This is a genomic window from Clostridium perfringens (assembly GCF_016027375.1).
In the GTDB taxonomy this organism is placed as follows: Bacteria; Bacillota; Clostridia; order Clostridiales; family Clostridiaceae; genus Sarcina; species Sarcina perfringens.
The window spans coordinates 1,037,589-1,063,439 of the sequence record NZ_CP065681.1; the positions used below are offsets into that span (position 1 = coordinate 1,037,589).

The following is a 25,851-nucleotide window of genomic DNA, read 5'->3' on the forward strand; positions in this document are numbered from 1 at the left end:
TAGATACATTGAATTTAAATTTCTAAAATAAATATTTTTTATTTAGTCATTAAAAAGAAATCTCCTCAATATATTTATAGTAAATTAATAAAAGTTATGTAGAGGAGAGGTATTCTTATGTTAAATGCTAATAAAAGAGATGTTAAAATTAAGTGCAGAAAGTTTAGAAATAATAGGAAGGCAACTGGTGTTATAAATAGAAAAAATGGAGATAATATTTCTATCAGTGTTAAAATTTCTGATTTAGATAAGTTTTTAGCTAAGCATGGAGATCATAGTGATTTAGAGATAAACTTAGAGGGTGAAGTAATAAACACTTCAATTATAGAAGTTCAAAGAGATTTATTAGTTCACAATGTTATAAATATAAATTTAAGAGAGATATAAAGCTAAAAATATTTTGAGTAAACTTATTTATATTTTAGTAAACTTATTTAAATGGCAATATTAATCTTAAATTTTAAAATTTTAGTTTTATCTAAAGTTAGATATTTAATTTTGTGAAAGAATCATATAAAAGTCATGGGTTTATTCACTCATGACTTTTTTTATTGTAATATGAAAGAAAGACTCATAACTAATAATTTGTATTTAACTACAAAATTTATTTTATATTAGTTAAAAAGTTTATTTATTTTACATGGAGGTAAGTAACTATGGACAAAATTTCTTTATATATACACATTCCTTTTTGTGCACAAAAGTGTCTTTATTGTGATTTTCCTTCCTTTGCCAGGAAAGATCATTTAAGAAAGGCCTATATAGAAGCTCTAAATAAGGAAATAATAAATTTAAGAGAGAAACATAATAATCTAGAAATAAACACTATATTTATTGGAGGGGGAACACCAAGTGTTTTAGAATCTAATGAATTAGAATGTTTATTAAAAGAAATAGCTAAACTTAATATGGCAAAAGATATAGAGTACTCTATGGAGTGTAATCCAGGAAACTTAACAGAAGAAAAGCTAGAAGTTATGAAAAAGTATGGTGTAAATAGGATCAGTATGGGGCTTCAAGCTAAGCAGGATAATCTTCTTAAAGGGCTTGGAAGAATACATAACTATAAAACCTTTAAAGAAAATTTTTTATTAGCAAAAAAGGTTGGTTTTAATAACATAAATGTTGATTTAATGTTTGGTTTACCAAATCAAAGATTAAATGAATGGGAAGAGACTTTAAGAGAGATAATATCTTTAGAGCCAGCACATATATCAGCATATAGTTTAATTATAGAAGAAGGCACTGCTTTTTATAATTTATATGAAAATGATAAGTTAAAGCTACCAACAGAAGAAGAAGAGAGAAAAATGTACCATTTAGCAAAGAAAATTTTAGAGGAAAATGGATTTAATCAATATGAGATTTCTAATTATGCTAAAGAGGGAAAAGAATGTAGACATAATTTAGCATATTGGAATATGGATAACTGGATAGGAGTAGGATCAGCAGCAGCTTCTTATATTAATGGAAAAAGAATTAAAAATATAAGTAGTGTTGAGGAATATATAAATTCTATCAATGAGAAGGGAGAAGCCGTAGAAGAAATAATAAATAATTCAAAAAATGATAATATGGAAGAATTTATGTTTATGGGGCTTAGAAAAATTAATGGAATAGATGAAAATGAATTTAAAAAGAGATTTAGTATGAATATAAATGATGTTTATGGAGAAATACTAAATAAGTATATAGATGAAGGGCTTTTAATAAGGGATTCAGGAAGGATTTTTCTAAGTGAAAAAGGCATAGAAATATCAAATATAATAATGGCTGATTTTCTATTATAAAATTAAAAATAGGTTATGGTATAAATTGAAGCAAATAAAAGAAAAATAAAGATATTAAAGAATAAATAAGGTAAAATTCAAAATTTTCATTTGAAATGATAAAAAATGGAATTGACAAAAAACTTGGTAGGTAATATATTAATAGTGTACTAGTTAGCACTCGTTCAGAGTGAGTGCTAATAAAGAGGTGAGATTAGTGATAGATGATAGAAAGCTTCAAATATTAAGAGCTATAATTCAAGACTATATATCAACTGGAGAGCCTGTTGGTTCAAGAACTATCGCTAAAAAATATAATCTTGGAGTAAGTTCAGCTACCATAAGAAATGAAATGGCTGACTTAGAGGATATGGGATTTTTAGAACAGCCTCATACTTCGGCAGGAAGAATTCCATCAAGCAGAGGATATAGATTATATGTTGATAGAATGATTGAATTCGAAAGATTGTCCTCTGAAGAGGAAGGGCTTATTAGAAGTTCAATAATAGATGGTACCTTGTACGAAGTTGATAAAATAATCAAACAAACTAGTGCTCTTCTATCGGAACTTACTAAAATGACTTGTATAGTAAAAGCACCTTCAGTACATAAGAGCTTTGTAAAATCAATTCAGCTTTTAAAAGTTGATGATGTAAGTATTTTATGTGTTTTAGTAACTGATAATGGTGTAATAAGAAATACAGTCATAAAAGTAAAGAGTGTTCCTATATCTGAAGAACTTATTAAAATTAGTAAGATAATAACTGAAAGGCTTAAAAACCTTACTATTGAGCAAATAAACTTAGAGGTTATTAGCAATCTCAATAGAGCTTTAAGCGGATATGAAGATATAGTAAATGCGGTTTTACCTGCTCTTTATGAGAGTTTAAAAGGTGATGAAACTTCTGAGGTATTCTTAGAAGGAACAATTAATATATTCAATTATCCTGAATATAATAATATTCATAAGGCAAAAGAGATTTTAGAGCTTTTACATGATAAAAAAAGTATTTCAGAACTTATAAGTGATAGTGATGATATGACTGTAAAAATAGGTGATGAAATATTTGTACCAGAAGCAAAGGAATGTTCCATAATATCAGCTGGATATCATGTAGGAGATAGATCTTTAGGTACAATAGCTTTAATAGGTCCTAGAAGAATAAATTATTCTAAAGTCTTATCAATCATGACTGAAGTTATGAAAGAGTTAAATGAAACTTTAAAGAATAAGTAAGTAAAAAAAGAGAAGAGGTGTGGCTGCTTTATGGTGGATAATAAAGATTTTAACGAAGAGTTAAAGGAAAATATCCAAGAAGAATTAGATAACGAAACAAAAGCTGAAAATCCTAATATTGATGAAGAGGTAGAAGAAGTTTCAGAAGATATTAAGGCTGATGAAAAAGTTATTGATTTTGAAGAATTAAAGGCTTTAAAGGAAGAAAATACTATGTTTAAAAGTAAAACAAAGAAATTAGAAAATGAATTAGAGGCCTTAAAAGATAGATTATTAAGAATATCTGCAGAGTATGAAAATTACAGAAAAAGAACAGATAAAGAAAAAGAAAGAATATATACTGATGCATGTGAAGATGTTTTAATCAAAATGCTTCCAGTATTAGATAACTTAGAAAGAGCCTTAGCTGTAGATGGAACTGTTGAAGATCTTAAAAAAGGTGTTGAAATGACAGTAAGACAATTTGAGGATGCTTTAGAAAAACTTCAAGTTGAAGAAATATCTACAGAAAATGGTTTTGATCCAGAATTACATCAAGCAATGATGGTTGTGGAACAAGAAGGCGCAGAGCCAAATCAAGTAGCTCAAGTATTCCAAAAAGGATACAAGAGAGGGGATAAGGTTATCAGACATTCAATGGTAACTGTAACTAAATAATTTAATTAGCATTTAACAGGTTTAAATTATAGATATTGTTAGAGGAGGAATTAACAATGAGTAAAATAATCGGTATAGATTTAGGAACAACAAATTCATGCGTAGCTGTTATGGAAGGTGGAGAACCAGTAGTTATCACTAACTCAGAAGGTGCTAGAACAACTCCATCAGTAGTTTCATTCCAAGCAAATGGAGAAAGATTAGTAGGTCAAGTTGCTAAAAGACAAGCAATAACAAATCCTGACAAAACAATAATGTCAATCAAAAGACACATGGGAACTGACTATAAAGTTAATATAGATGGAAAAGATTATACACCACAAGAAATATCAGCAATGATACTTCAAAAATTAAAAGCAGATGCAGAAGCTTACTTAGGAGAAAAAGTAACAGAAGCTGTTATCACAGTTCCAGCTTACTTCAATGATGCTGAAAGACAAGCAACTAAGGATGCTGGTAGAATCGCTGGTTTAGATGTTAAAAGAATAATAAACGAACCAACAGCTGCATCATTAGCTTATGGATTAGATAAAATGGATAGTGCTCATAAAATCTTAGTATATGACCTAGGTGGTGGTACTTTCGACGTATCTATCTTAGACTTAGGAGATGGAGTATTTGAAGTTGTATCAACAAACGGAGATGCTAGATTAGGTGGAGATGACTTCGACCAAAGAATTATAGATTATATAGCAGAAGACTTTAAAGCTCAAAACGGAATTGATTTAAGACAAGATAAAATGGCTCTTCAAAGATTAAAAGAAGCTGCTGAAAAAGCTAAAATTGAGTTATCATCATCAACTCAAACATTAATTAACTTACCATTTATAACTGCTGATGCAACTGGTCCAAAACACATAGATATGACATTAACAAGAGCTAAATTCAATGAATTAACTCATGACTTAGTTGAAAGAACAATCAACATAATGAAAGAAGCCTTAAAATCAGGTAATGTTTCATTAAATGATATAGATAAAGTAATCTTAGTTGGTGGATCAACAAGAATACCAGCAGTTCAAGAAGCTGTTAAAAACTTCACTGGAAAAGAACCTTCAAAAGGAGTTAACCCAGATGAGTGCGTAGCAATGGGTGCTGCTATCCAAGCTGGTGTATTAACTGGTGATGTTAAAGACGTATTATTATTAGATGTTACTCCATTAACATTAGGAATCGAAACTTTAGGAGGAGTTGCAACTCCATTAATCGAAAGAAATACAACTATCCCTGCGAGAAAGAGCCAAATATTCTCAACTGCAGCAGATAACCAAACTTCAGTTGAAATTCACGTAGTACAAGGTGAAAGACAAATGGCAGCTGATAACAAAACTTTAGGTAGATTTACTCTATCAGGAATTGCTCCAGCTCCAAGAGGAATCCCTCAAATAGAAGTTGCTTTCGATATAGATGCTAACGGTATAGTTAAAGTTTCAGCAACTGATAAAGCTACTGGAAAAGAAGCTAACATTACAATCACAGCTTCAACTAACTTAAGCGATGCTGAAATAGATAAGGCTGTAAAAGAAGCAGAACAATTTGCTGAAGAAGATAAGAAGAGAAAAGAAGCTATAGAAGTTAAAAACAATGCTGAGCAAACTGTTTACCAAACAGAAAAAACTTTAAATGAACTTGGAGATAAAGTTTCAGCTGAAGAAAAAGCAGAAATAGAAGCTAAAATCGAAGAAGTTAAAAAAGTTAAAGATGGTGACGATATAGAAGCTATCAAGAAAGCTATGGAAGATTTAACTCAAGCATTCTACAAAGTATCAGAAAAATTATACCAACAAAATGGTGGAGCACAAGGTCAAGGATTCGATCCAAACAACATGGGTGGAGCTAATGCTGGAGCAGGTGCTACAAACAACAACGATGACAATGTTGTAGACGCTGATTTCGAAGTTCAAGATGATAAATAATAATTAAAACTATCACAAGACTTAAAGCTTTGATATAATATAAAAAGAATTAATAGAGGGAAGGCTCAATAGTCTTCCCTTTTTATAAGTAAACTTATAGGTGGTGAATAACAGTGGCTAAAAGAGATTACTATGAAGTGCTTGGGCTTCAAAAAGGTGCTTCAGATGATGAGATAAAAAGAGCTTTTAGAAAAATGGCTATGAAATATCACCCGGATAGAAATCCTGGAGATAAGGAAGCGGAAGAAAACTTTAAAGAAGTAAATGAAGCATATGATGTTTTAAAAGACCCTGATAAAAAAGCTAAATATGATCAATTTGGTCATGCTGCTTTCGATGGAAGCGGTGGCTTTGGTGGTGGCGGATTTGGTGGCTTTGATGCTGGTGGATTCGACTTCTCAGAAATGGGTGGCTTTGGAGATATTTTTGAATCATTCTTTGGTGGAGGATTTGGTGGCGGATCATCTAGAAGAAGAAATGCTCCACAAAGAGGTGCTGATTTAGAATATAGATTAAATATAACATTTGAAGAAGCCGTATTTGGATGTGAAAAAGAAATATCTATAACTAGAACTGAAAATTGTGAAACTTGTCATGGTACAGGTGCTAAAGCAGGCACATCTCCTAAGACTTGTCCAAAATGTAATGGTTCAGGTCAAATAAGAGTTCAAAGACAAACTCCTTTAGGAAGCTTTGTATCTACAACAACTTGTGATCAATGTGGTGGAACAGGTAAAGTGATTGAAGATCCATGTCCAGATTGTAAGGGAAAAGGAACTGTTAGAAAGAATAGAAAGATAACAGTTAAGATACCAGCAGGTGTAGATACTGGAAACATAATACCTTTAAGAGGACAAGGTGAGCAAGGTGCTAACAATGGTCCTTCAGGAGATTTATATATAAGAGTAAATGTTGCTCCATCTAAGATATTTAGAAGAGAAGGTTCAGATATTTACTATGATTACAAGATAAGTATGGCTAAGGCTGCTTTAGGAGCAGAAATAACTGTTCCGACTGTAGACGGAAATGTTAAATATAAAGTTCCAGCAGGTACTCAACCAGGAACTAAGTTTAGATTAAAAGGAAAAGGTGTTCCTCACGTTAATGGTGGAGGAAGAGGAAATCAATACGTTCATATGGTAGTAGAAGTTCCAAAACATCTAAATAAAGAGCAAGAAGAAGCATTAAAAGCCTTTATGAAGGCATCTGGGGAATCGGTTGATGATATAGATGAAAAAGATGAAGGATTCTTCTCAAAATTTAAAAAGAAAAAATAGTAAATTTAAAATACTCTAGTTAGAAATGACTAGGGTATTTTTTGTTTATATAAATTTAAAAAAAGTAAATGATTTACAAGTAGATGTATTAGTGATATAATACACTTAAGGTTAGTGTATTAATGAAGTAATACATGAGTACAAAAATATATTAACATAAATCTAGGGGTGATTAAATGATAGAAGTGGTTGGTGTTAAAAAGAAGTTTAGAAGAAAAAAAGTTTTAGAGAATATTACTTTTAATGTAAAGAAGGGAGAAATAACTGCTTTACTAGGGTTAAATGGAGTGGGGAAGTCTACTCTTTTAAAGATAATTATGGGCCTTGTTAAGCAAGATCAGGGGGAAGTGCTTTTTAATGGAGAAAAGCTAAATTATAAGACCTATGAAAATATTGCCTTTGTACCTGATGTTTTAAATACTTATGGTGACATGAAAATAAAAGATGCCTTTGAATATATGAGTATGATGTATGAAAAGTGGGATATGGATAAAGCTTATGAAATGTTAAAAGATTTTAAATTAACTGATGACTTAAAAATAAATAAACTTTCTAAGGGGAATATAGCAAGGGTAAAACTTATACTAGGTTTTGCTAGACACCCAGAATATTTACTTTTAGATGAACCTTTTTCAGGTATAGATATTTTTACAAGAGAGAAGTTTATAGAATCTTTAATTGGCTATATGGATAATAATATTGGAATTTTACTAACAACTCATGAATTAAAAGAGGTTGAAAATATAGTTGATAAAGTTGTCTTTTTAAGTGATGGAAATATTAAAATAGAATTTTATGTTGAAGATGTAAGAGAAAATGAAGGATTGTCAATGGTAGAGAAAATAAGGGAGGTACATGAAGGTGAGTAAGGGGAATTTTAAAAAGTTAAGTTATCTTTTAAATTTACAGATATTAAGAGATTTAAAAATAACAATAGGATCAGCTGTTGGAATTATGCTTTTAAACATTGCCTATTTTAGTTATAGTTTAAGTGATGAATTAAAGATTTATTTAGAAAAAACAGAGAATATAGGTGCTATTCAAATGTTTTCACCTATGGAGCCTTTTAGCAGTTTTGTTAGTAGGATAAATGGTAGGATATTAACTCTTCTAATATTAGGTTGCTTTTGTTTATATTGTTGGTATCTATGGCTTGGTGAGTTTAAAGGAGAAAATAAAAGTGCGTACACTCTTTTAACATTGCCATTTCCTAAAAAGTTTATTATTATATACAAGTTTTTATCAGCGTGTTTTTATTATTTATCTTTAGTTTTCTTTCAAATAGTAGCATTGCTTATAAATTATATAATATTTAATATTATGGTTCCAACTGATGCTATAGTAAAAGAAAGTTTAATTACCATATTATCTAGTTCAATAAGTAATTTTTATGGATTGATTCCAGTTAGTTTTGTTAATTTAATAACTAATGGCTTATTTTTTATAGCAATGATATTATTGACTTTTTTATTTGCAATATTAGAGAGAAGTTTTGGAGTAAAGGGTGGAATATTAGGAGTAATATTAGGATGTTCTTTTCTTTTTTTAGTTTTAATCTTCCCAGGAAAGATGGATTTTTATATGTTCGAAAGATTTATTTGGTTTGTTTTCATATCAATCTTATATAATTTGTTCGGATGGTTTTATTCTAAGTATTTACTTGAAAAAAAGGTTCATGTGTAAGGAGGATTAGAAATTATGAAAAAAAGAGTACCTTTGGTGTTAACAATAATATTTTTAAGTGCATTTATAATTTTTTCTGGAATATTTATTTACATTAATTGTTCGCCAATAAAGTTTAAAGACATATATGGAAGTAGAAGTGAACTTGGAGATGTTGACTTAGTTTTTTATAAAGATAGAGATATTTTTGAAGAAGAAGTAACTGTTGAAGCTGAAACAGTTAGTAGAAGAAATGTTATTAATGAGAGGCGTTTTGATGGTATTGATGTGCTTAAGGATAAGAAGTTTTTTAGAGGAATTTATCCAACAAGAAATACTTTCTTTGAGGATGACGATGTAATGGTTGATGTTACTAATATATACGGTAATGGTATTCAAAAGCTTGAAGTCAGATTTAAGGATAAAAAAACTAACACTTATGAAACTTTTAAGGTTAAAGTAGATGAATATATTAGAAATAATAATATAGATAAAGTCACTTATAAAGATGGAAAAATAAATATATTATTTTCAATGAATTACGAGGAAAATAATATAGGATTTGGGGAAATAAATTTATCAGATAAGAAGTTCAATATAGTTGATATAATAAATTTAGATGAGAAATTAGATTTAAATAGAGATTATTCTCATATAAATTCAGTAAGACAAAAATTTGGAATGTTACCAAGTACTGAAGAAGATAAAGTATATTATAAATTAACTGAGCTTGATAATACTGATAAGAGAGGCATATATAGTGATGAGAGCATTATTGAATTAAATGTAAATACTAGAGAAATAAAAAGATACAATCCTAATGATGAAATAAGAGATGAGATGAAAAAATCTTATTTTGATGCAAATGGAAAAGGTGGTACAATGTTTGAGGCATATGGTGAAATATACATTACACAGACCTCAGATGAGAAGACTTCAGTATTAGTATTTAACACTAAAACAAAAGAGTTTAAATTTTATAAGGACCTTATAGAAAATGAAAGATTAAAGAGATATGGAGTAAATGTTAGAAGTTTAAGTGAATTTATAATTGTAGAAAATAAGGTTATAGCTAATTTTGTTAAGGTTAGAGATGATGGTTTTGTAAGTGGAGCTTATTTAGCAGTTATAGATATACCTAGTAAAAATCCAGTTTATATAGGTGAGTTAGAATATGGATATTTAAGTGATATTAAGATATCAGGAGGTAAATAAAATGTTTTTTGAAGTAAATGATAGAGAACCAATTTATCTCCAAATAATAAGACATATAAAACAATCTTTAGTTATTGGAAATTTAAAGCCAGGGGATCATATACCATCAAGAAGGGAGCTTGCAGAAATGTTAAAAGTAAATCCTAATACAGTTCAAAGAGCATATAGAGATATGGAGACTATGGGACTTATAGAAACAATAAGAAATAAACCAAGTACTATAACAGAAGATGAAGAAATATTAAAAAACATAAGAAAAGAACTTGTAGAGGATGCATTAGATGGATTTATAGAAAGTATGAAAGCTATAAAATTAACTAAGGAAGAAGTTTTAGAAATTATTAGAGAGAGATATTAAATATTTATAGAGGTTAAATAAGATTAAGTTTAAAGGTTATGTCAATAATAGACTATAGCCTTTATTTTTTTTATGTGTGATAATAAAAATAATGATAAAGAGTTTATCTTAGAAATTTTAATAGAGCATATGAAACATAATAATACTTATAAGCTAGACAGATACTACACTAAAGTGTAAAATAAATTATTAGTCAAAGTAGCATAAGAAAGGATTGATACATAAATGGAAGGAACTTGGATTGAAGTTAGAGTAATAACTAAAAGTGAGGCATTAGAACCTATATCAGGAATATTTTACGGATTAGACTGTAAGGGTGTTGCTATAGAGGATCCAAATGATATATTAGGAAGAGAACAAGGACCTTTAACTTGGGATTTTGCAGATATAAACATATTAGAACATAAGGGGAAGGTTGCCGTTGTTAAAGGTTATTTCTCAGAAGAGGATAACATTGATGATGTAATAGCTTATGTTAAGGAAAGAGTAGAAGAGTTAAAAGAATCAGGATTAGATGTTGGTGAAGGAACAGTTGAAGCAGAAAAAATGTTTGAAGAAGACTGGGCTAATAACTGGAAGAAATACTATAAGCCAATAAAGATTGGAGAAAAAATAGTTATAAAACCAATATGGGAAGAGTATGAACCTACTGGAGAAGAAATGGTAGTAGAATTAGACCCAGGTATGGCTTTTGGTACTGGAGATCATGAAACTACAAGAATGTGTGTTCAAGCTTTAGATAAATATGTTAAGGCTGATACTACTGTATTTGATATTGGAACAGGTTCAGGAATACTTGCTTTAGTTGCTTCTAAACTTGGTGCAAAACATGTTCTAGGAGTTGACTTAGACCCAGTTGCTGTAGATTCAGCTAAGGAAAATATATCATTTAACAATGTTGACAACATAGAAGTATTATATGGAAATCTTTTAGATGTTGTAGATGGAAAAGCTGATATAGTTGTTGCAAATATAATAGCTGAAATAATCTGCATACTAGTTGATGATGTTAAAAAAGCATTAAATAAAGATGGAATTTTCATAACTTCAGGTATAATACATGAGAGAAGACAAATGGTTATAGATAAATTAGAACAAGAAGGTTTTGAGGTTATGGAAGTTAACAAAGATGGAGAATGGAACTGTATTGTTGCTAAGTTAAAATAATTTAGTAAGGGAGTATAAAATTATGCATAAGTTTTTTACACCAGCGCATATGTTTTCAGACACTCATGCCACAATAACAGGGGAAGATGTAAAACATATTTATAAGGTTTTAAGGGTAAAACCAGGTGAGAAGGTTGTTGTAAATAACCTTGAAAGTGAAGAGTTTTTAGGTGAGGTAGAAGAGGTTAATAAACAAGAGGTTTCTATCAAAATCTTAGAGAAGCTTGATGTAAACAATGAAAGTAATTTAAATATTACTTTATTTCAAGGAATGCCAAAGGCTGCAAAAATGGATTTAATAGTTCAAAAATGTGTAGAACTTGGTGTTTCAGAAATAATTCCAACAATCACTGATAGAGTAGACGTTAAATTAAAAGGTGAATTTAAAAAATTAGATAGATTAAATAAAATCGCTTTAGAGGCATGTAAACAAAGTAAAAGAACGGTAATACCACAAGTATTAGAACCAATGGACTTTAAAGAGGTTTTAGAAAAGATAGATCAATTAGACCTTATGGTTATTCCTTATGAAAATGCTACAGGATACGGAATAAGAGCTATGGTTAACTCTATAGAGGATAAAGATAGTATAAAAAATGTTGGAATAATGGTTGGGCCAGAAGGCGGATTTGAAGAAAGTGAAATAGAAGCCCTAAAAGAAAAAGGAGCTCATATTGTAACTTTAGGACCAAGAATTTTAAGAACAGAGACAGCAGGATTTACCTGTATTTCTCTTATTCAGTATGAGCTTGGTGATTTAGGAGGAAATATTTAATGAAAGTTGCATTTGCTACACTAGGGTGTAGAGTTAATACATATGAATCAGAAGCAATGACTGAAAAATTTGTTAGAGAAGGCTATGAAGTTGTAGATTTTAATGAAATGGCAGATGTGTATGTAGTTAATACTTGTAGCGTAACTAACATGGGAGATAAGAAATCAAGACAAATAATAGGAAGAGCTAGAAGACAAAATCCAGAGGCTATTATAGCTGTAGTTGGATGTTATGCTCAAATAGCACCTACAGAGGTTTCAGGAATTGAAGGCGTAGATGTAGTTTTAGGTTCAAGAAATAAAGGTGAAATAGTTTATTATGTAAATAAGGCTAGAGATGAAGGCAAGCAACAAGTTAAAGTTGGCGCTGTTTTAAAGAATAAAGTTTTTGAGGACCTAAAAATTGAAGAGTATAATAATAAAACTAGAGCTTTCTTAAAAATACAAGATGGATGTAATAGATTCTGTGCTTATTGCTTAATTCCATATACTAGAGGTTCTGTTTGTTCAAAAGACCCTAAGAAGGTTTTAGATGAAATAAGAAGTTTAGCAGAGCATGGATTTAAAGAAATAATATTATCAGGAATTCATACAGCATCTTATGGTGTTGATTTAGATGAAAAAGTAACATTAGTTGATTTACTAGAAGAGATAGAAAAAATCGATGGAATAGAAAGAGTTAGAATAGGTTCAATAGATCCTACGTTCTTTACAGAAGATGTTGTAAGAAGAATCTTAGCTCTTAAAAAACTATGTCCTCATTTCCACTTATCACTTCAAAGTGGATGTGATGCTACTTTAAAAAGAATGAATAGAAGATACACTGCTAAAGAATATGAAGATATAGTAAATCTTTTAAGAGATAAAATAGAAGATGTTTCTATAACAACAGACGTAATTGTTGGTTTCCCTGGAGAAACTGATGAAGAATTTGAAGAAACTTACGAATTCTTAAAGAGAATAGCTCTTTCAAAAACTCACATATTTAAATATAGTCCTAGAAAAGGTACTAGAGCAGAGAATATGGAAAATCAAGTTGATGGAAATAAGAAAGACGAAAGAAGTAAAAAACTTATTGAATTAAATAGAATTAATGAAAAAGCCTTTGCTGAAAAATATATAGGTGAAGTTATTGATGTTTTATTTGAGGAAGAAGTTGAATTAGGAAGTGGAGTTTACACTGGATATACAAGAAATTATATAAAGGTAAATGCTAAGGCTGATTGCAACGTTTCAGGTAAAATATTAAATGTAAAAATTAATTCTTTTGAGGGAGAAGTAGCAAAAGGTGAAATAGTATTATAAAAAGAAGATTTTTACATTCAAAATGAGTTATAATAGATAATAGATTCATTGCTTAGGAGGTGAAAATCATGTCAGATTGTATTTTTTGTAAAATAGTAGCTGGAGAAATTCCAAGCAAAAAGATTTATGAAGATGATAAAGTTTTAGCTTTTCATGATATAAGTCCAGAAGCACCAGTACATTTTTTAGTTATTCCTAAAGAACACATAGCTAGTTTAAATGAAGTTAATGAAGAAAATGCAGAAGTATTTGCACACATTTTCAAGACTATTAATAAACTAGTAAATGAACAAGGAATTGCAGAGGATGGATACAGAGTTGTCACTAATTGCGGAGAGCAAGGAGGGCAAACAGTAGGACATATCCATTTCCACGTTCTTGGAGGAAGAAATTTAAATTGGCCACCAGGCTAAAATTTAGATTTAACTTCTTGACATTAAAGAAAACTATGTTGTATAATATAGCGTGTGTTATTTAGCCCATGGCTGTGAATTACATTAATAATTTACGCTAGCGGAGGGAGGGATAAAGAATGTCAGAAATCAGAGTAAAAGAAAACGAATCATTAGAGCAAGCATTAAGAAGATTTAAGAGACAATGCGCTAGAGCTGGAGTTCTTTCAGAAGTAAGAAAAAGAGAACACTACGAAAAGCCAAGCGTAAAGAGAAAGAAAAAATCAGAAGCTGCAAGAAAGAGAAAATTCAAATAGTTTTTGGTTTAAATTTATAGAATAATTTCTTTTGAAAGAAGGTATACAAATGCCAACTATTAAAGAAAGACTTCAAGAAGACTGGAAGCAGGCTTTAAAGGCTAAGGATAAGTTCAAGGCTGGAGTTTTAAGTACTGCTAAGTCAGCAATACTTTTAGTCGAAAAGACTGACGGTGTTAAGCTTGAGGATAAACAGGTTATAGAAATATTAGCAAGAGAAATCAAGCAAAGAAGAGAAGCTGCGCTTGAATTCGAAAAGGGAAATAGACAGGATCTAGTTGATCAAAACAATAGTGAGATTGCAATCTTGTTAGATTACCTTCCTCAGCAGTTAAGTGAAGAAGAAATAAAAGATATCATAAAGCAAGCAGCTGAAGAAGTGGGCGCAAATAGCATGAAAGACATGGGAAAAGTTATGTCAAAGGTTAGACCGCAAACAGTTGGTAGAGCTGATGGTAAACTTGTAAGTCAATTAGTTAAAGAATATTTAAATAAGTAAGAGAGTTCATTAGAACTCTCTTTTATTTTTATAGTTTAAAGTTTAGTTTTAAGAATGGATTATGAATAGTTTAGAAGTTTTTAAAGAAAATTTTTTGAATTGTTTTAAAAGGCATATACATAGCTAAAAGGGCTATGTATATGCCTTTTTATATTGCTTAGTTTTTTTATATAAGAATAAAAAAATATAAATTTTCATAGATTTAGTATGAAAATATTTTATGGGAGGTATAGTTGTGGGTGATAAATTAAGACAAGTCACTAATAGAATTGCAGAGGAATTAGATTTACCTAAGGAGATAATAAATGGTGAGCCTAAAATAGTTGTACACGGAAAAAGTGAAATTATTATAGAAAATCATAAGGGTATAGAGGTTTTTAAGGAAAATGAAATTAAGATTAATAGCAATCTAGGTGTTATTATAATCGAAGGAACAAAGTTAGAGATAAGATTCATAGGTACTGAAACTATTGCCTTAACAGGAAGACTTAAGAATTTAAGTTTTGAGGAGGCATAAGATGAATTTGGAGTTTTTAAAAAAGGGACAAGTAAAGGTTGAAATAAAAACTTTTGATATAAATAAACTTTTAAATGTTTTATGGAGAAATGGTATAAATGTTGAAAATGTAAGGAAAATAGATGTAGTAACTGTAACTTTAAATGTGGATTATTCTGATTATGGAAAATTAAAAAGCTATGTTAAAAGACTTAATGGAAAGGTGAAAATAATATCATCAAAGGGAATGATATTTTTCTTGTCCAGAGCTAAAAAGTCTATAAGCATATTTGTAGGAGTTTTAATATTTTTAGTAGGCTTATATATCTATTCTGGTTTTATATGGCGAATAGATATAGAGACAAAGAAAAATATAGCTCCTTTTGAGATAAGAACCATGTTAAATGATTTTGATATTAAACCAGGAGTTAAGAAAAGTAGTGTAAATGTTTATGGATTAGAAAGAAAATTAGAAAATGGACATGGAGACATAATGTGGGTAAATGCTCGTATAGAGGGTGGAACTTTAAAAATAAAGGTTGAGGAAAAGGTTAGTCCAAAAATAAAAGAAGAAAATGAAAATAAAGAGTTTAAGAATATAGTTGCATCTATGGATGGGGAAATAAAGAGAATATACACAACTTCAGGTACAGCTGTTGTAAAGGAAGGAGATGTGGTTAAAAAGGGAGATATTTTAATAATACCACAGCAAGGAATAGAAGGCGGTGAATATGAAGTCGATGCTGAAGGAGAGGTTACTGCGAATACTTTTTATGAAAAGACTATAGAATTGCAAGTTCAGGGTAAAAAAGAGGAGAGAACAGGAGAGGTAGACAGTGATATTTACTTAGAAATAATGGGAAAGAAAATTTATCTAAAAAAGCCTACTAAAGAGTTTGATAAGTATGATAAAATAGAAAGTACAGGAAAGTTTATAAATAGAAACTTATACTATGAGAAAATAGATAAAGACATAGTTGATGATAAGGAAACCATAATAAATAAAGCTGTTGAGTTAATGAAAAACTCAATAAACAAAGAAATAAGTAAGCAATCAAAAATAGTTGATAATATAATTACAACTGAGGATTTAGGGGAAGGGAAGATTAGATTAAAGGTTCTTTTCGTAGTAGAACAAAATATAGCTTTAAGTTACTAGATAAATTAGGACCTAATGAGGAGAAGATGAGTAATTATGGGGAAATTGAAGGAAAAAACATTTGATATATTTAAAGATTACAAAAAAATAATCTTATATATAATAACCTTTATAGTTTTATACTGTACTTTGATGACTGGTATAATAACAAGAAAGTATGATTTAAAGGTAGGAGATATACCTAAGTCAGACATTAAGGCACATAGAGAAATTATTGATGAATCAGCTACTGAAGCAAGAAAAAAAGAAGCTGAAGAAAAGGTTGATAAACAATATTCTCTAAGGACGGATGTTCAGAAGCAAAGTGAAGAAAAGATAAAGGGTTTCTTTTCTTCAGTTGAAAAAGTTTTAGCTCAAGATAAGCCAGAAGAAGAAAAGGCTAAGCTTATTCCTAGAGCACCATTTAAAATAACAGATGCACAGGCAAATAAAATTGCCTCAATGAATGAGCAAAGCACTAAGAAATTAGAAAGCGTATGCATAGATGGTCTAAATAAGGCATATGAGGCTCCAATTGAAGATGGAAATGAGCAAGACTTAAAGGAAGCTAAAAAAGAATATACAGATTTTATATCTTCCAGTGATTTAAGTGATTCAGAGAAGGCTATTGCATTAAATTTTGTTAATGTAGTAGAACCAAATTTTTTCTATGATAAAGAAAAAACTGATGAATTAATAAAAGAAACCTTAAAGCAAGTTCCGCCAGTTATGATAAAGAAAAATCAAATAGTAGTAAGTGAAGGTGAGCCAGTTACAGCACATCAATTAGAGCTTTTAGGAACTTTAGGCTTATTAAGCGACTCAGCTTCAGCGCTATATATTTATATTGCTCTAGGAGTTTTAGTAATAATAGTTATGTATCTTCAATATGGATACATACATAAATATTATCCAGCTATAAATAAAGAGTTTTCCAAAATAGTTATGATAAGCATATTAAATGTATTTCCAGTAATACTAGCTAGGCTTTTTGGCATGATGTCAAACTATATAATACCACTAGCATGTATGCCTATGCTTATAACACTTCTACTAAATTACAAAATATCACTAGTATTTAGTATGTTAAATGTAATTTTAATAGGAGGAGCAGTGGGATTTAATCCTAATATAATAATCCTTGCTATTTTAAATGTTGTTTTAGGAGGAACATTGCTTAGAAAAATGCAACAGAGAAATGATATATTATATTCTTCAATAACCGTTGCAGTTTTAAGTTCAATATTAACTTTTAGTGTTGGTACTTTAACAACTAATAACTTTATGGAAATACTTGCAGATAGTACATTTGCAGCGGCAGGAGCTATACTTTCTGGAATACTTACAATAGGTGTTTTACCATTCTTTGAGTCAACATTTGATATAGTAACTAATGCTAAGTTATTAGAATTATCTAATCCTAATAATCCATTACTTAAAAAATTACTAATGGAGGCTCCAGGAACATATCATCATAGTATTTTAGTAGCAAACTTAGCAGAGTTAGCTGCTGAGCAAGTAGGAGGAAATCCGCTATTAGCTAGGATAGGAGCTTATTATCATGATGTTGGTAAAACTAAGAGACCATATTTCTTTAGAGAAAATCAGTTTGGAAAGAAAAATCCACATGATAGGTTAAAACCAGAAGTAAGTAGTAAAATAATAATATCTCACGTTAAAGATGGATCAGAATTAGCCAAGGAATATAATTTACCTAAGACTATACATGATTTTATAGTTACCCATCATGGGGAGACTTTAGTTAAATATTTTTACTTAACAGTAAAAAATAACTCTGAAAATCCAGAAGAGGTTAAGGAAGAGGATTTTAAATATCCAGGACCAAAACCTATGAGTAAAGAACAAGGAATTGTTATGCTAGCAGATTCAACAGAGGCAGCTGTAAGATCAATTAATGAACCTACTGAAGAGAAAATTGAAAAAATGGTCAATAATATTATTGATGATAAGTTAGCATCTGGACAACTAGACAATTGTGATCTTACTCTTAGAGATATAAGTAAGATAAAAAAATGTTTCCTAAAGGCATTAAATGGAATACATCATGAAAGAATAGAATATCCAGATGATAACAAGAAGGAGAAAAAATAAAATGATATTCATAGATAATAGACAGAATAAATTTGAGGTTACGGAAGAATTAACTAAGAAGTTAGAAGAAGTTATTTCTTTTGTGCTAAAAGAAGAAAAAGTTAAAGAGGATTGTGAAGTTTCTTTAGTCTTTGTAGACAACGAAGAAATTAGAGGAATAAACAATGAAACTAGGGGAATAGATAGAGCAACTGATGTTTTATCATTTCCAATGATTGATTATCCAGAGGATAAAGTTTATAAAGATGTTTATTTAGAACATGAATTTGATAAATGCTATTTTGATGGAGATGAACTTATCTTAGGAGATATAGTTTTATCTCTAGAAAGAACTAAAGAACAAAGTATTGAGTTTAATCACTCATTTGAAAGAGAGGCTTGCTACTTAGTAACTCACTCAGTTTTACATCTTTTAGGTTATGACCATATGGAAGAGGAAGAAAAGGCTAGAATGAGAGGAAGAGAAGAGGAGTTACTTGGTAAGTTAAATATAACAAGGGAAAGCTAAGGTATGAGAATGGTTTAGGAGAATATTATGAAGGTAAGAAAACTTATTGATAGCTTTAATTATGCAATAGATGGTATAATATATGCCTTAAGAACTCAGAGAAATATGAGAATACATTTTATAGTAGCTTTAATTATATTATCAGCTTGTTTTGTTTATGATATAAGCAAAATAGAGTTTATAATACTAGCCATAACAATAACCATGGTAATAGCAGCAGAATTAGTTAATACTGCTATAGAAAGCGCTATAGATCTAAGTACAAATTACTATCATCCTTTAGCTAAAGTAGCTAAAAACACAGCAGCCGGGGCAGTACTTATAACTGCAATAAATGCTGTCTTAGTGGGGTATATTATATTTTGGGATGAGCTTACCAATATAACTTTTAGAATTATGGATAGAGTAAAAGAAACAGAGCCTTATATTATATTTATTGTATTAGCCATAGTATGCATAGTTGTGGTTGCTGCAAAGGCTTATTTTGGAGAAGGAACCCCATTAAAGGGTGGAATGCCTTCAGGACACAGTGCTATAGCCTTTTCTATAGCTACGGCTATATCACTTATAAGTAATTCTCATATTATAATTATACTTAGTTATTTAATGGCTTTAATAACGGCTCAGAGCAGAGTGGATTCAGAAGTCCATAGTGTATGGGAAGTTATTGCAGGAGCAATATTAGGAACGCTTATAACAATTTTAATTTTTAAAATATTTAGTTGATAAATTTTTAGTGTCTAGATTTTAGGATGGAGGATGAATTATTATGAAAAAAGAACTTATAAAAAAAGCTTTAGAGGCAAGAGAATTAGCATATTGTCCATATTCAAATTTTAAGGTAGGTGCAGCTGCTTTATTTGAGGATGGTAAAATATATACAGGATGCAATGTTGAAAATGCATCATTTGGAGCAACAAACTGTGCTGAGAGGACTGCTATATTTAAAGGGGTTTCAGAAGGAGCAAGAGTCTTAAAGGCTATGGCTTTAGTAGGAGATTTAAATTCATACACATATCCATGTGGTATATGCAGACAAGTAATAGTAGAGTTTGCAGAGGATAAAGATATAAAAATATTCATAGTAAAAAGTGAAGATGATTATATAGAGACAACATTAGATGAAATTTTACCTGGATCTTTCACTAAAAAGGATCTGGAAAAATAGGAGGAAATATGTTTAAATCAGGATTTATAACAATTGTTGGTAGACCAAATGTAGGTAAGTCAACATTAACAAACTTATTAATGGGAGAAAAACTTTCAATTGTTTCTAATAAACCACAAACAACAAGAAATAACATTCAAACAATATTAACTGGAGAGGACTATCAAATGATTTTTGTTGATACTCCAGGGATACATAAGCCTAAACATAAACTAGGTGAGTATATGGTAAATAGTGCTACAGATTCTATAAAAGATGTAGATTTAGTATTATTTTTAAGTAATCCATGTGAGGAAGTTGGTAGAGGAGATAAGTTTATAATAGAGCAACTTAAAAATCAAAAAGCTCCTGTTATATTCGTATTAAACAAAGTTGATGAGAGTTCACCAGAAAAGGTTGCTAAAACTTTAGAATTATTCTCAAAAGAATATGACTTTGCAGAAATGATTCCAATATCAGCTATGAAAGCTAAAAACACAGATAAACTTTTAGAACTTATGGTTAAATATTTACCAGAGGGTCCTAAATATTATCCAGATGATATGATAACAGATGTTCAAGAAAGATTTGTTGTAGCAGAGATAGTTAGAGAAAAGGCTCTTAAAAATTTAAGCCAAGAAGTTCCTCATGGTATTGCTGTAGATGTTATACAAATGAAACAAGATGATAATGGTAAGTATAACATAGAAGTAGATTTAATATGTGAAAAAGCATCTCATAAAGGAATAATAATTGGTAAAAATGGTCAAACACTTAAGAAGATTGGTTCTACAGCTAGATATGAATTAGAAAGATTCTTAAGAGCAAAAGTAAATATAAAAATATGGGTAAAAGTTAGAAAAGAGTGGAGAGATAATACTTCACTATTAAAGGAATTAGGTTATAAAAAACTTAAATAGGAGGGATAGCTTCTGGCACTTATAGAGAGTGGTGGAGTTATCATTAAGGCTCAAGATTATAAAGAGAACGATAAATTGCTTTGGATTTTTACCGAGAAAATGGGTAAGATAACAGCTATAGCTAAGGGTGCAAAGAAAAGTAAAAGTAAACTCTTTTCATTAACGCACCCTTTATGCTATGGCGATTATTTATTATTCAAGGGAAAGGGTTTATATAGGTTATCTGAAGGAAAAATAAGAACTTCCTTTCAGACATCTTTAACTGACCTAGAAAAGCTTACTTATGCATCTTACTTATGTGAGCTTATTGATATATCACTACAGGATGAAGAAGAAAATTTTAATTTATATAAAGAGTTTATAACCTGTCTTTATTTAATAAATACTGAGGCTATAAGTTATGAACTATTAATAAGAGCTTTTGAGCTTAAATTATTAAAATACACTGGGTATGGATTAAGATTTGATAATTGTGTATTTTGTAAAAATAAATTAAGTGTTTCAAACTACATTAGTTTAAGATATTTTGGAGGCGTTTGTGATAAATGTCCCAAGGAACATGGGCTTTACATAAATAAAGCCACATATAATGCCTTAAGATTCTTAAATAATACTTCTTTGGATAAAGTATATAGATTAACATTAACAGAAGAGGTTAAAGCAGAACTTTTTAAGGTTACTAGTTTTATAATATCTTCTGTATATTCAAGAAAACCTAAAAGTTTAGAAATGTTAAAGTTTATAAAGGAGTGATTTACATGAGTGAAATAACATTAGAAAAAGTAGACCAGGTAATAGAGAGAACATATGCTACTTACGCAGAAGCTAAAGAGGCATTAGAAGCTTGTGATGGTGATGTTGTTAATGCATTAATATATATTGAGAAAAAAAGAGAAGAAGAAAGTAAAGTAGAAGAAGAAAAGGTAATGGAAGAAAAGGCAGAAAGCTTTGAAGATATAAAAAAATTCTTAAAGGATTTAATTGATAAGGGAAATGTATCTAGAATAAGAATTCTTAAGGATGAAAAAGTATTAACTGATATGCCAGTTAATGCTGGGATAGCTGCAGGGGCCATTGCCGTAATATTCCCAAGTATATTAGCACTAAGTGTGGTAGCCGCTATTGCAACAAAGATTACAATAGAAATAACTAAGGCTGATGGAAGTGTTGAGATTGTTAATAAAATAGTCAAAAATGCAGCTAATGATATTAAGGGGAAAGCATTTGGACTAAAGGAAAAAGCTTTTAGTGTAGCAAATGACATGAAAGAAAAAAGAGAAAATGGAAAAACAAATGAGAATAAAATAAACAAATTTCATAAACATAATAAGTTGGAAAATGAAACAAGTTTTACATATACGGTAAAATTTGATGATGTTGACTAGCAAATAAATGTAAAATAAAGGAATATGGAATAAAGAGGAAAAAACTATATGATTTTAAGTGATAATTATCAGATTTGAATGATTTTTCAGAAAATTTGCTATACTAAAAAGATTTAGGTTGTGTTACAATTAATATATAAAAAAATCACTTTAATATAAAAAATCCTTTTTGTTCCTAGTTTATTTAAGGAAGGAGCATTCAAATTGAAATTAACACCGAGGCAGGAAGAAATAGTTAGACTTGTAAAAGAGGGTCAACCAATAACTTCAGAAGCTTTAGCAGGAAAGTTAGGGGTTACAAGAGCAGCCTTAAGACCAGATCTTGCAATACTTACAATGATTGGCGTATTAGATGCAAGACCAAAGGTTGGGTATGTTTATTCAGATAAACCTTCGAACAGTTTCATCTATGAAAAAATAAAAAATATAAAGGTTAAAGACATAATGTCTAAACCGGTTACAGTATGTGAAGAAACTATGCTTCATGATGCTATAGTACATCTATTTTTAAATGATGTAGGAACTATGTTTGTAGAAAATGGAGGAGTTCTAACAGGAGCTGTTTCCAGAAAAGACTTTTTAAAGGTCGCTATAGGAGGAACAGATATTTATAAGGTTCCTGTTGGTGTTATAATGACAAGAATGCCTAACATAGTATGTGCTGTAGAAGAAGATTGCGCTTTTGATGTAGCAAAAAAGATAATAGAACATGAAATAGACTCCGTACCAGTTGTAAAAAGAATTGAAGAAAATGAGGGAAAAGAGAGATTAGAGATCATAGGAAAAATTTCTAAGACTAACATAACAAAGTTGTTTGTTAAGCTTGGAGAAAATTAAATTTATGGTTAAAAAGAAAGATTAAATGGGTAACTATCGGGGGTAATACTCTGTTAGTATATAAAAATTCAACTATAGTATTGAACGGAGGAGTATTGAGATGGAAAAAAAGCAGTATGTTTATCTTTTTAATGAAGGTAACGCAAGTATGAAAAATTTATTAGGTGGAAAAGGTGCTAACTTATCCGAGATGACTATTTTAGGAATACCAGTTCCACAAGGATTTACAGTAACAACTGAAGCATGTAATAAGTATTATGAAGATGACAAAAAGATTTCTCAAGATATTATTGAAGAGATTGAAAATAAAATGTCTGAGTTAGAAAAAATAACTGGCAAAAAATTTGGTTCTCTTGAAAATCCATTATTAGTATCAGTTAGATCTGGTGCAAGAGTTTCAATGCCGGGTATGATGGATACAATTCTAAACCTTGGATTAAATGATGAATCAGTAGAAGCTATGGCTAAATTAACAAATAATCCAAGATTTGCTTATGATTCATATAGAAGATTTATTCAAATGTTTGCTGATGTTGTAATGGGTGTTGAAAAAAGACTTTTTGAAGATTTACTAGACGAAGTTAAGGAAGAAAAAGGTTATAAAATAGATACTGATTTAACAGCAGAGGATTTAAAAGATTTAGTAGTAAAATTTAAAGCGCTTTATAAAAAGGAAAAGGGAGAAGATTTCCCAAGTAATCCAAAAGAGCAGCTTATAGAGGCAGTTACAGCTGTATTTAGATCATGGAATAATCCAAGAGCTATTGTTTATAGAAGATTAAATGATATTCCAGGAGAATGGGGTACAGCAGTTAACGTTCAAGAGATGGTATTTGGAAATAAGGGAGAAACTTCAGGAACTGGAGTTGCATTCTCAAGAAACCCAGCTAATGGGGATAATGAATTATATGGTGAGTATTTAATGAATGCTCAAGGTGAGGATGTTGTTGCAGGTATAAGAACACCAGAGCCAATAAGTCATTTAGAAGCTCAAAACCCTACAATATATAAACAATTTACAGATATAGTTAATACATTAGAAAAGCATTATAGAGATATGCAAGACATGGAATTTACAATAGAAGATGGAAAGTTATATTTCCTTCAAACTAGAAATGGTAAGAGAACTGCTCAAGCAGCTTTAAAAATAGCTGTTGATTTAGTTGAAGAAGGAATGTTAACTAAGGAAGAGGCTATATTAAAAGTTGAGCCTAAACAATTAGATACATTACTTCATCCTGCTTTTGCATCTGATGGCTTAAAAGAAGCTAAAATAGTTGCAAAGGGATTACCAGCATCACCAGGAGCTGCATGTGGTAAAATAGCTTTCACAGCTGAAGAAGCTAAGGAAAGAAAAGCAAATGGTGAAAAGGTTGTATTAGTAAGATTAGAGACTTCACCAGAAGATATAGAAGGTATGATTGCCGCAGAAGGTATCTTAACTGTTAGAGGAGGAATGACTTCTCATGCAGCCGTTGTAGCAAGAGGAATGGGTACTTGCTGCGTAGCAGGATGTGGAGAATTAAAAGTTAATGAAGAAGCTAGAACTTTAGAAGTTAATGGACAAGTATTAACCTTTGATGATTATATTTCAATAGATGGTTCAACAGGACACATCTATGCTGAACAAGTTAAGACAGTATCTCCTGAAATCACAGGACATTTCGCTACATTTATGGGATGGGCTGATGAAATAAGAAAATTAAAGGTTAGAACTAATGCTGATACACCAAGAGATACTAAACAAGCTGTTGAATTTGGTGCAGAAGGTATTGGATTATGTAGAACAGAGCATATGTTCTTTGCTGAAGATAGAATTTTAGCTGTTAGAGAAATGATTTTAGCTAAGAATGAGGATAGTAGAAGAGTTGCATTAGAAAAACTTCTACCAATGCAAAGAGAAGACTTTATAGGAATATATGAAGCTTTAGAAGAAAGACCAGCTACAATAAGATTCTTAGATCCACCTCTACATGAATTCTTACCAAGTGAAGAGGAAGATATAAATGCCTTAGCTAAAGAAATTGGAGTAAGTCCAGCTGAGATTAAGAATGTAGTTGCTGAATTACATGAATTTAACCCAATGATGGGTCATAGAGGATGTCGTTTAGCAGTATCTTATCCAGAGATAGCTGAAATGCAAACAAGAGCTGTCATAGAGGCTGCCATAGAAGTTAAAAAGAATAAAGGATACAATATAGTTCCTGAAATAATGATTCCTTTAATAGGTGAAATAAAAGAATTAAAATATGTTAAAAATGTAGTTGTTGAAACAGCTAAGACAGTAATGGAAGAGAAAGGTGTTCAATTAGATTATAAGGTTGGAACAATGATTGAAATTCCAAGAGCTGCTTTAACAGCTGATAAGATAGCAGAAGAGGCTGAGTTCTTCTCCTTTGGAACAAATGATTTAACTCAAATGACATTTGGATTCTCAAGAGATGATGCAGCTAAATTCTTAAAAGATTACTATGAAAAAGGAATATATGAGCAAGATCCATTTGCTAAATTAGACCAAGAAGGCGTTGGAGAGCTTATGAGAATTGCTTGTGAAAAAGGTAAGGCAACAAGACCTGATATTAAATTAGGTATATGTGGAGAACATGGTGGAGATCCTTCATCTGTTGAATTCTGCCACAACTTAGGATTAAATTACGTAAGTTGTTCACCTTATAGAGTTCCATTAGCAAGACTTGCAGCTGCACAAGCACAAGTTAAAAATAAAAGATAATAAATAAGATTATATAAAATAAAGGAGTATTC

General features: G+C 30.2%; 27 protein-coding genes. All 27 read left to right on the forward strand.

The annotated features are described in order from the left end of the window. Positions 1-117 precede the first annotated feature (117 nt). Complete coding sequence (locus tag I6G60_RS05150; RefSeq protein WP_011591031.1) at positions 118-387, forward strand: hypothetical protein; 270 nt, start codon at positions 118-120, stop codon at positions 385-387. 269 nt (positions 388-656) lie between these two features. Then, positions 657-1,790, forward strand: coding sequence for a radical SAM family heme chaperone HemW (gene hemW / locus I6G60_RS05155; protein ID WP_011591030.1), 1,134 nt, complete (start codon positions 657-659; stop codon positions 1,788-1,790). A gap of 196 nt (positions 1,791-1,986) precedes the next feature. After that, entirely contained in the window at positions 1,987-3,006 is a 1,020-nt protein-coding gene (hrcA, locus tag I6G60_RS05160) for a heat-inducible transcriptional repressor HrcA (protein ID WP_003470958.1), read from the forward strand. Positions 3,007-3,036: 30 nt separating this feature from the next. After that, positions 3,037-3,663: a nucleotide exchange factor GrpE gene (gene grpE, locus I6G60_RS05165; RefSeq protein WP_003461874.1), complete on the forward strand. Its 627-nt coding sequence runs from the start codon at positions 3,037-3,039 to the stop codon at positions 3,661-3,663. Between the two features lie 56 nt (positions 3,664-3,719). After that, on the forward strand, positions 3,720-5,579 hold the full coding sequence (dnaK, locus tag I6G60_RS05170) for a molecular chaperone DnaK (protein ID WP_061428997.1): 1,860 nt from the start codon (positions 3,720-3,722) through the stop codon (positions 5,577-5,579). A gap of 113 nt (positions 5,580-5,692) precedes the next feature. Further along, positions 5,693-6,856, forward strand: a complete 1,164-nt coding sequence (gene dnaJ / locus I6G60_RS05175) for a molecular chaperone DnaJ (protein WP_057257407.1) — start codon at positions 5,693-5,695, stop codon at positions 6,854-6,856. A gap of 176 nt (positions 6,857-7,032) precedes the next feature. Further along, positions 7,033-7,725 (forward strand): ATP-binding cassette domain-containing protein, encoded by a 693-nt coding sequence (locus I6G60_RS05180; protein ID WP_003478506.1) that lies wholly within the window; start codon positions 7,033-7,035, stop codon positions 7,723-7,725. Next, positions 7,718-8,539 carry a hypothetical protein gene (locus I6G60_RS05185; protein WP_110071543.1) on the forward strand — a complete coding sequence of 274 codons (822 nt, stop codon included), beginning with the start codon at positions 7,718-7,720 and terminating at the stop codon, positions 8,537-8,539. The genes I6G60_RS05180 and I6G60_RS05185 overlap by 8 nt, the downstream gene beginning before the upstream one ends. Positions 8,540-8,554: 15 nt before the next feature. Then, entirely contained in the window at positions 8,555-9,733 is a 1,179-nt protein-coding gene (locus I6G60_RS05190) for a hypothetical protein (protein ID WP_197925645.1), read from the forward strand. A gap of 1 nt (position 9,734) precedes the next feature. Beyond that, entirely contained in the window at positions 9,735-10,091 is a 357-nt protein-coding gene (locus I6G60_RS05195; protein WP_003451353.1) for a GntR family transcriptional regulator, read from the forward strand. Between the two features lie 225 nt (positions 10,092-10,316). Then, positions 10,317-11,258 (forward strand): 50S ribosomal protein L11 methyltransferase, encoded by a 942-nt coding sequence (gene prmA / locus I6G60_RS05200; RefSeq protein WP_011591027.1) that lies wholly within the window; start codon positions 10,317-10,319, stop codon positions 11,256-11,258. A 22-nt stretch (positions 11,259-11,280) separates the two neighbouring features. Next, complete coding sequence (locus tag I6G60_RS05205; protein ID WP_011591026.1) at positions 11,281-12,033, forward strand: 16S rRNA (uracil(1498)-N(3))-methyltransferase; 753 nt, start codon at positions 11,281-11,283, stop codon at positions 12,031-12,033. Beyond that, positions 12,033-13,337 (forward strand): tRNA (N(6)-L-threonylcarbamoyladenosine(37)-C(2))-methylthiotransferase MtaB, encoded by a 1,305-nt coding sequence (gene mtaB, locus I6G60_RS05210; RefSeq protein ID WP_003478502.1) that lies wholly within the window; start codon positions 12,033-12,035, stop codon positions 13,335-13,337. The genes I6G60_RS05205 and mtaB overlap by 1 nt, the downstream gene beginning before the upstream one ends. A 68-nt stretch (positions 13,338-13,405) precedes the next feature. Further along, a complete protein-coding gene (locus I6G60_RS05215; protein ID WP_011591025.1) occupies positions 13,406-13,750 on the forward strand; it encodes a histidine triad nucleotide-binding protein in 345 nt (114 codons plus the stop codon). Positions 13,751-13,869: 119 nt separating this feature from the next. After that, positions 13,870-14,046, forward strand: coding sequence for a 30S ribosomal protein S21 (rpsU, locus tag I6G60_RS05220; protein WP_003451446.1), 177 nt, complete (start codon positions 13,870-13,872; stop codon positions 14,044-14,046). A gap of 49 nt (positions 14,047-14,095) precedes the next feature. After that, a complete protein-coding gene (locus I6G60_RS05225; protein WP_197925647.1) occupies positions 14,096-14,545 on the forward strand; it encodes a GatB/YqeY domain-containing protein in 450 nt (149 codons plus the stop codon). A gap of 235 nt (positions 14,546-14,780) precedes the next feature. Beyond that, complete coding sequence (gene yqfC / locus I6G60_RS05230; protein ID WP_003451079.1) at positions 14,781-15,062, forward strand: sporulation protein YqfC; 282 nt, start codon at positions 14,781-14,783, stop codon at positions 15,060-15,062. Position 15,063: 1 nt separating this feature from the next. Beyond that, entirely contained in the window at positions 15,064-16,200 is a 1,137-nt protein-coding gene (gene yqfD, locus I6G60_RS05235) for a sporulation protein YqfD (RefSeq protein ID WP_003478501.1), read from the forward strand. 36 nt (positions 16,201-16,236) lie between these two features. Then, positions 16,237-18,291, forward strand: coding sequence for an HD family phosphohydrolase (locus I6G60_RS05240; protein WP_003482023.1), 2,055 nt, complete (start codon positions 16,237-16,239; stop codon positions 18,289-18,291). A gap of 1 nt (position 18,292) precedes the next feature. Further along, positions 18,293-18,799, forward strand: a complete 507-nt coding sequence (ybeY, locus tag I6G60_RS05245) for an rRNA maturation RNase YbeY (protein ID WP_003455166.1) — start codon at positions 18,293-18,295, stop codon at positions 18,797-18,799. Positions 18,800-18,826: 27 nt separating this feature from the next. Continuing rightward, positions 18,827-19,525: a diacylglycerol kinase gene (locus I6G60_RS05250; protein ID WP_003455106.1), complete on the forward strand. Its 699-nt coding sequence runs from the start codon at positions 18,827-18,829 to the stop codon at positions 19,523-19,525. Between the two features lie 43 nt (positions 19,526-19,568). Further along, positions 19,569-19,967, forward strand: coding sequence for a cytidine deaminase (locus I6G60_RS05255; protein WP_003461827.1), 399 nt, complete (start codon positions 19,569-19,571; stop codon positions 19,965-19,967). An 8-nt stretch (positions 19,968-19,975) separates the two neighbouring features. After that, positions 19,976-20,866, forward strand: a complete 891-nt coding sequence (gene era / locus I6G60_RS05260; RefSeq protein WP_011591023.1) for a GTPase Era — start codon at positions 19,976-19,978, stop codon at positions 20,864-20,866. Between the two features lie 75 nt (positions 20,867-20,941). Further along, the gene (gene recO, locus I6G60_RS05265) at positions 20,942-21,619 is read left to right on the forward strand and encodes a DNA repair protein RecO (protein WP_003451570.1); all 678 of its coding nucleotides are present in this window, start codon (positions 20,942-20,944) and stop codon (positions 21,617-21,619) included. A 5-nt stretch (positions 21,620-21,624) separates the two neighbouring features. Then, complete coding sequence (locus tag I6G60_RS05270; protein WP_003451685.1) at positions 21,625-22,251, forward strand: DUF4342 domain-containing protein; 627 nt, start codon at positions 21,625-21,627, stop codon at positions 22,249-22,251. Positions 22,252-22,455: 204 nt separating this feature from the next. After that, complete coding sequence (locus I6G60_RS05275) at positions 22,456-23,088, forward strand: helix-turn-helix transcriptional regulator (RefSeq protein WP_003451073.1); 633 nt, start codon at positions 22,456-22,458, stop codon at positions 23,086-23,088. Between the two features lie 100 nt (positions 23,089-23,188). After that, positions 23,189-25,819, forward strand: a complete 2,631-nt coding sequence (gene ppdK, locus I6G60_RS05280; protein WP_003455045.1) for a pyruvate, phosphate dikinase — start codon at positions 23,189-23,191, stop codon at positions 25,817-25,819. Positions 25,820-25,851 lie beyond the last annotated feature (32 nt).

Coding starts and splice junctions, on each gene's coding strand:
- I6G60_RS05215 (WP_011591025.1), top strand. CDS start 13,406: ATGTCAGATTGTATTTTTTGTAAAATAGTAGCTGGAGAAATTCCAAGC.
- I6G60_RS05150 (WP_011591031.1), top strand. CDS start 118: ATGTTAAATGCTAATAAAAGAGATGTTAAAATTAAGTGCAGAAAGTTT.
- I6G60_RS05270 (WP_003451685.1), top strand. CDS start 21,625: ATGAGTGAAATAACATTAGAAAAAGTAGACCAGGTAATAGAGAGAACA.
- yqfD (WP_003478501.1), top strand. CDS start 15,064: ATGAATTTGGAGTTTTTAAAAAAGGGACAAGTAAAGGTTGAAATAAAA.
- rpsU (WP_003451446.1), top strand. CDS start 13,870: ATGTCAGAAATCAGAGTAAAAGAAAACGAATCATTAGAGCAAGCATTA.
- I6G60_RS05190 (WP_197925645.1), top strand. CDS start 8,555: ATGAAAAAAAGAGTACCTTTGGTGTTAACAATAATATTTTTAAGTGCA.
- era (WP_011591023.1), top strand. CDS start 19,976: ATGTTTAAATCAGGATTTATAACAATTGTTGGTAGACCAAATGTAGGT.
- ppdK (WP_003455045.1), top strand. CDS start 23,189: ATGGAAAAAAAGCAGTATGTTTATCTTTTTAATGAAGGTAACGCAAGT.
- I6G60_RS05205 (WP_011591026.1), top strand. CDS start 11,281: ATGCATAAGTTTTTTACACCAGCGCATATGTTTTCAGACACTCATGCC.
- grpE (WP_003461874.1), top strand. CDS start 3,037: ATGGTGGATAATAAAGATTTTAACGAAGAGTTAAAGGAAAATATCCAA.
- I6G60_RS05180 (WP_003478506.1), top strand. CDS start 7,033: ATGATAGAAGTGGTTGGTGTTAAAAAGAAGTTTAGAAGAAAAAAAGTT.
- ybeY (WP_003455166.1), top strand. CDS start 18,293: ATGATATTCATAGATAATAGACAGAATAAATTTGAGGTTACGGAAGAA.
- I6G60_RS05195 (WP_003451353.1), top strand. CDS start 9,735: ATGTTTTTTGAAGTAAATGATAGAGAACCAATTTATCTCCAAATAATA.
- hemW (WP_011591030.1), top strand. CDS start 657: ATGGACAAAATTTCTTTATATATACACATTCCTTTTTGTGCACAAAAG.
- I6G60_RS05240 (WP_003482023.1), top strand. CDS start 16,237: ATGGGGAAATTGAAGGAAAAAACATTTGATATATTTAAAGATTACAAA.
- dnaK (WP_061428997.1), top strand. CDS start 3,720: ATGAGTAAAATAATCGGTATAGATTTAGGAACAACAAATTCATGCGTA.
- I6G60_RS05255 (WP_003461827.1), top strand. CDS start 19,569: ATGAAAAAAGAACTTATAAAAAAAGCTTTAGAGGCAAGAGAATTAGCA.
- prmA (WP_011591027.1), top strand. CDS start 10,317: ATGGAAGGAACTTGGATTGAAGTTAGAGTAATAACTAAAAGTGAGGCA.
- I6G60_RS05250 (WP_003455106.1), top strand. CDS start 18,827: ATGAAGGTAAGAAAACTTATTGATAGCTTTAATTATGCAATAGATGGT.
- I6G60_RS05225 (WP_197925647.1), top strand. CDS start 14,096: ATGCCAACTATTAAAGAAAGACTTCAAGAAGACTGGAAGCAGGCTTTA.
- mtaB (WP_003478502.1), top strand. CDS start 12,033: ATGAAAGTTGCATTTGCTACACTAGGGTGTAGAGTTAATACATATGAA.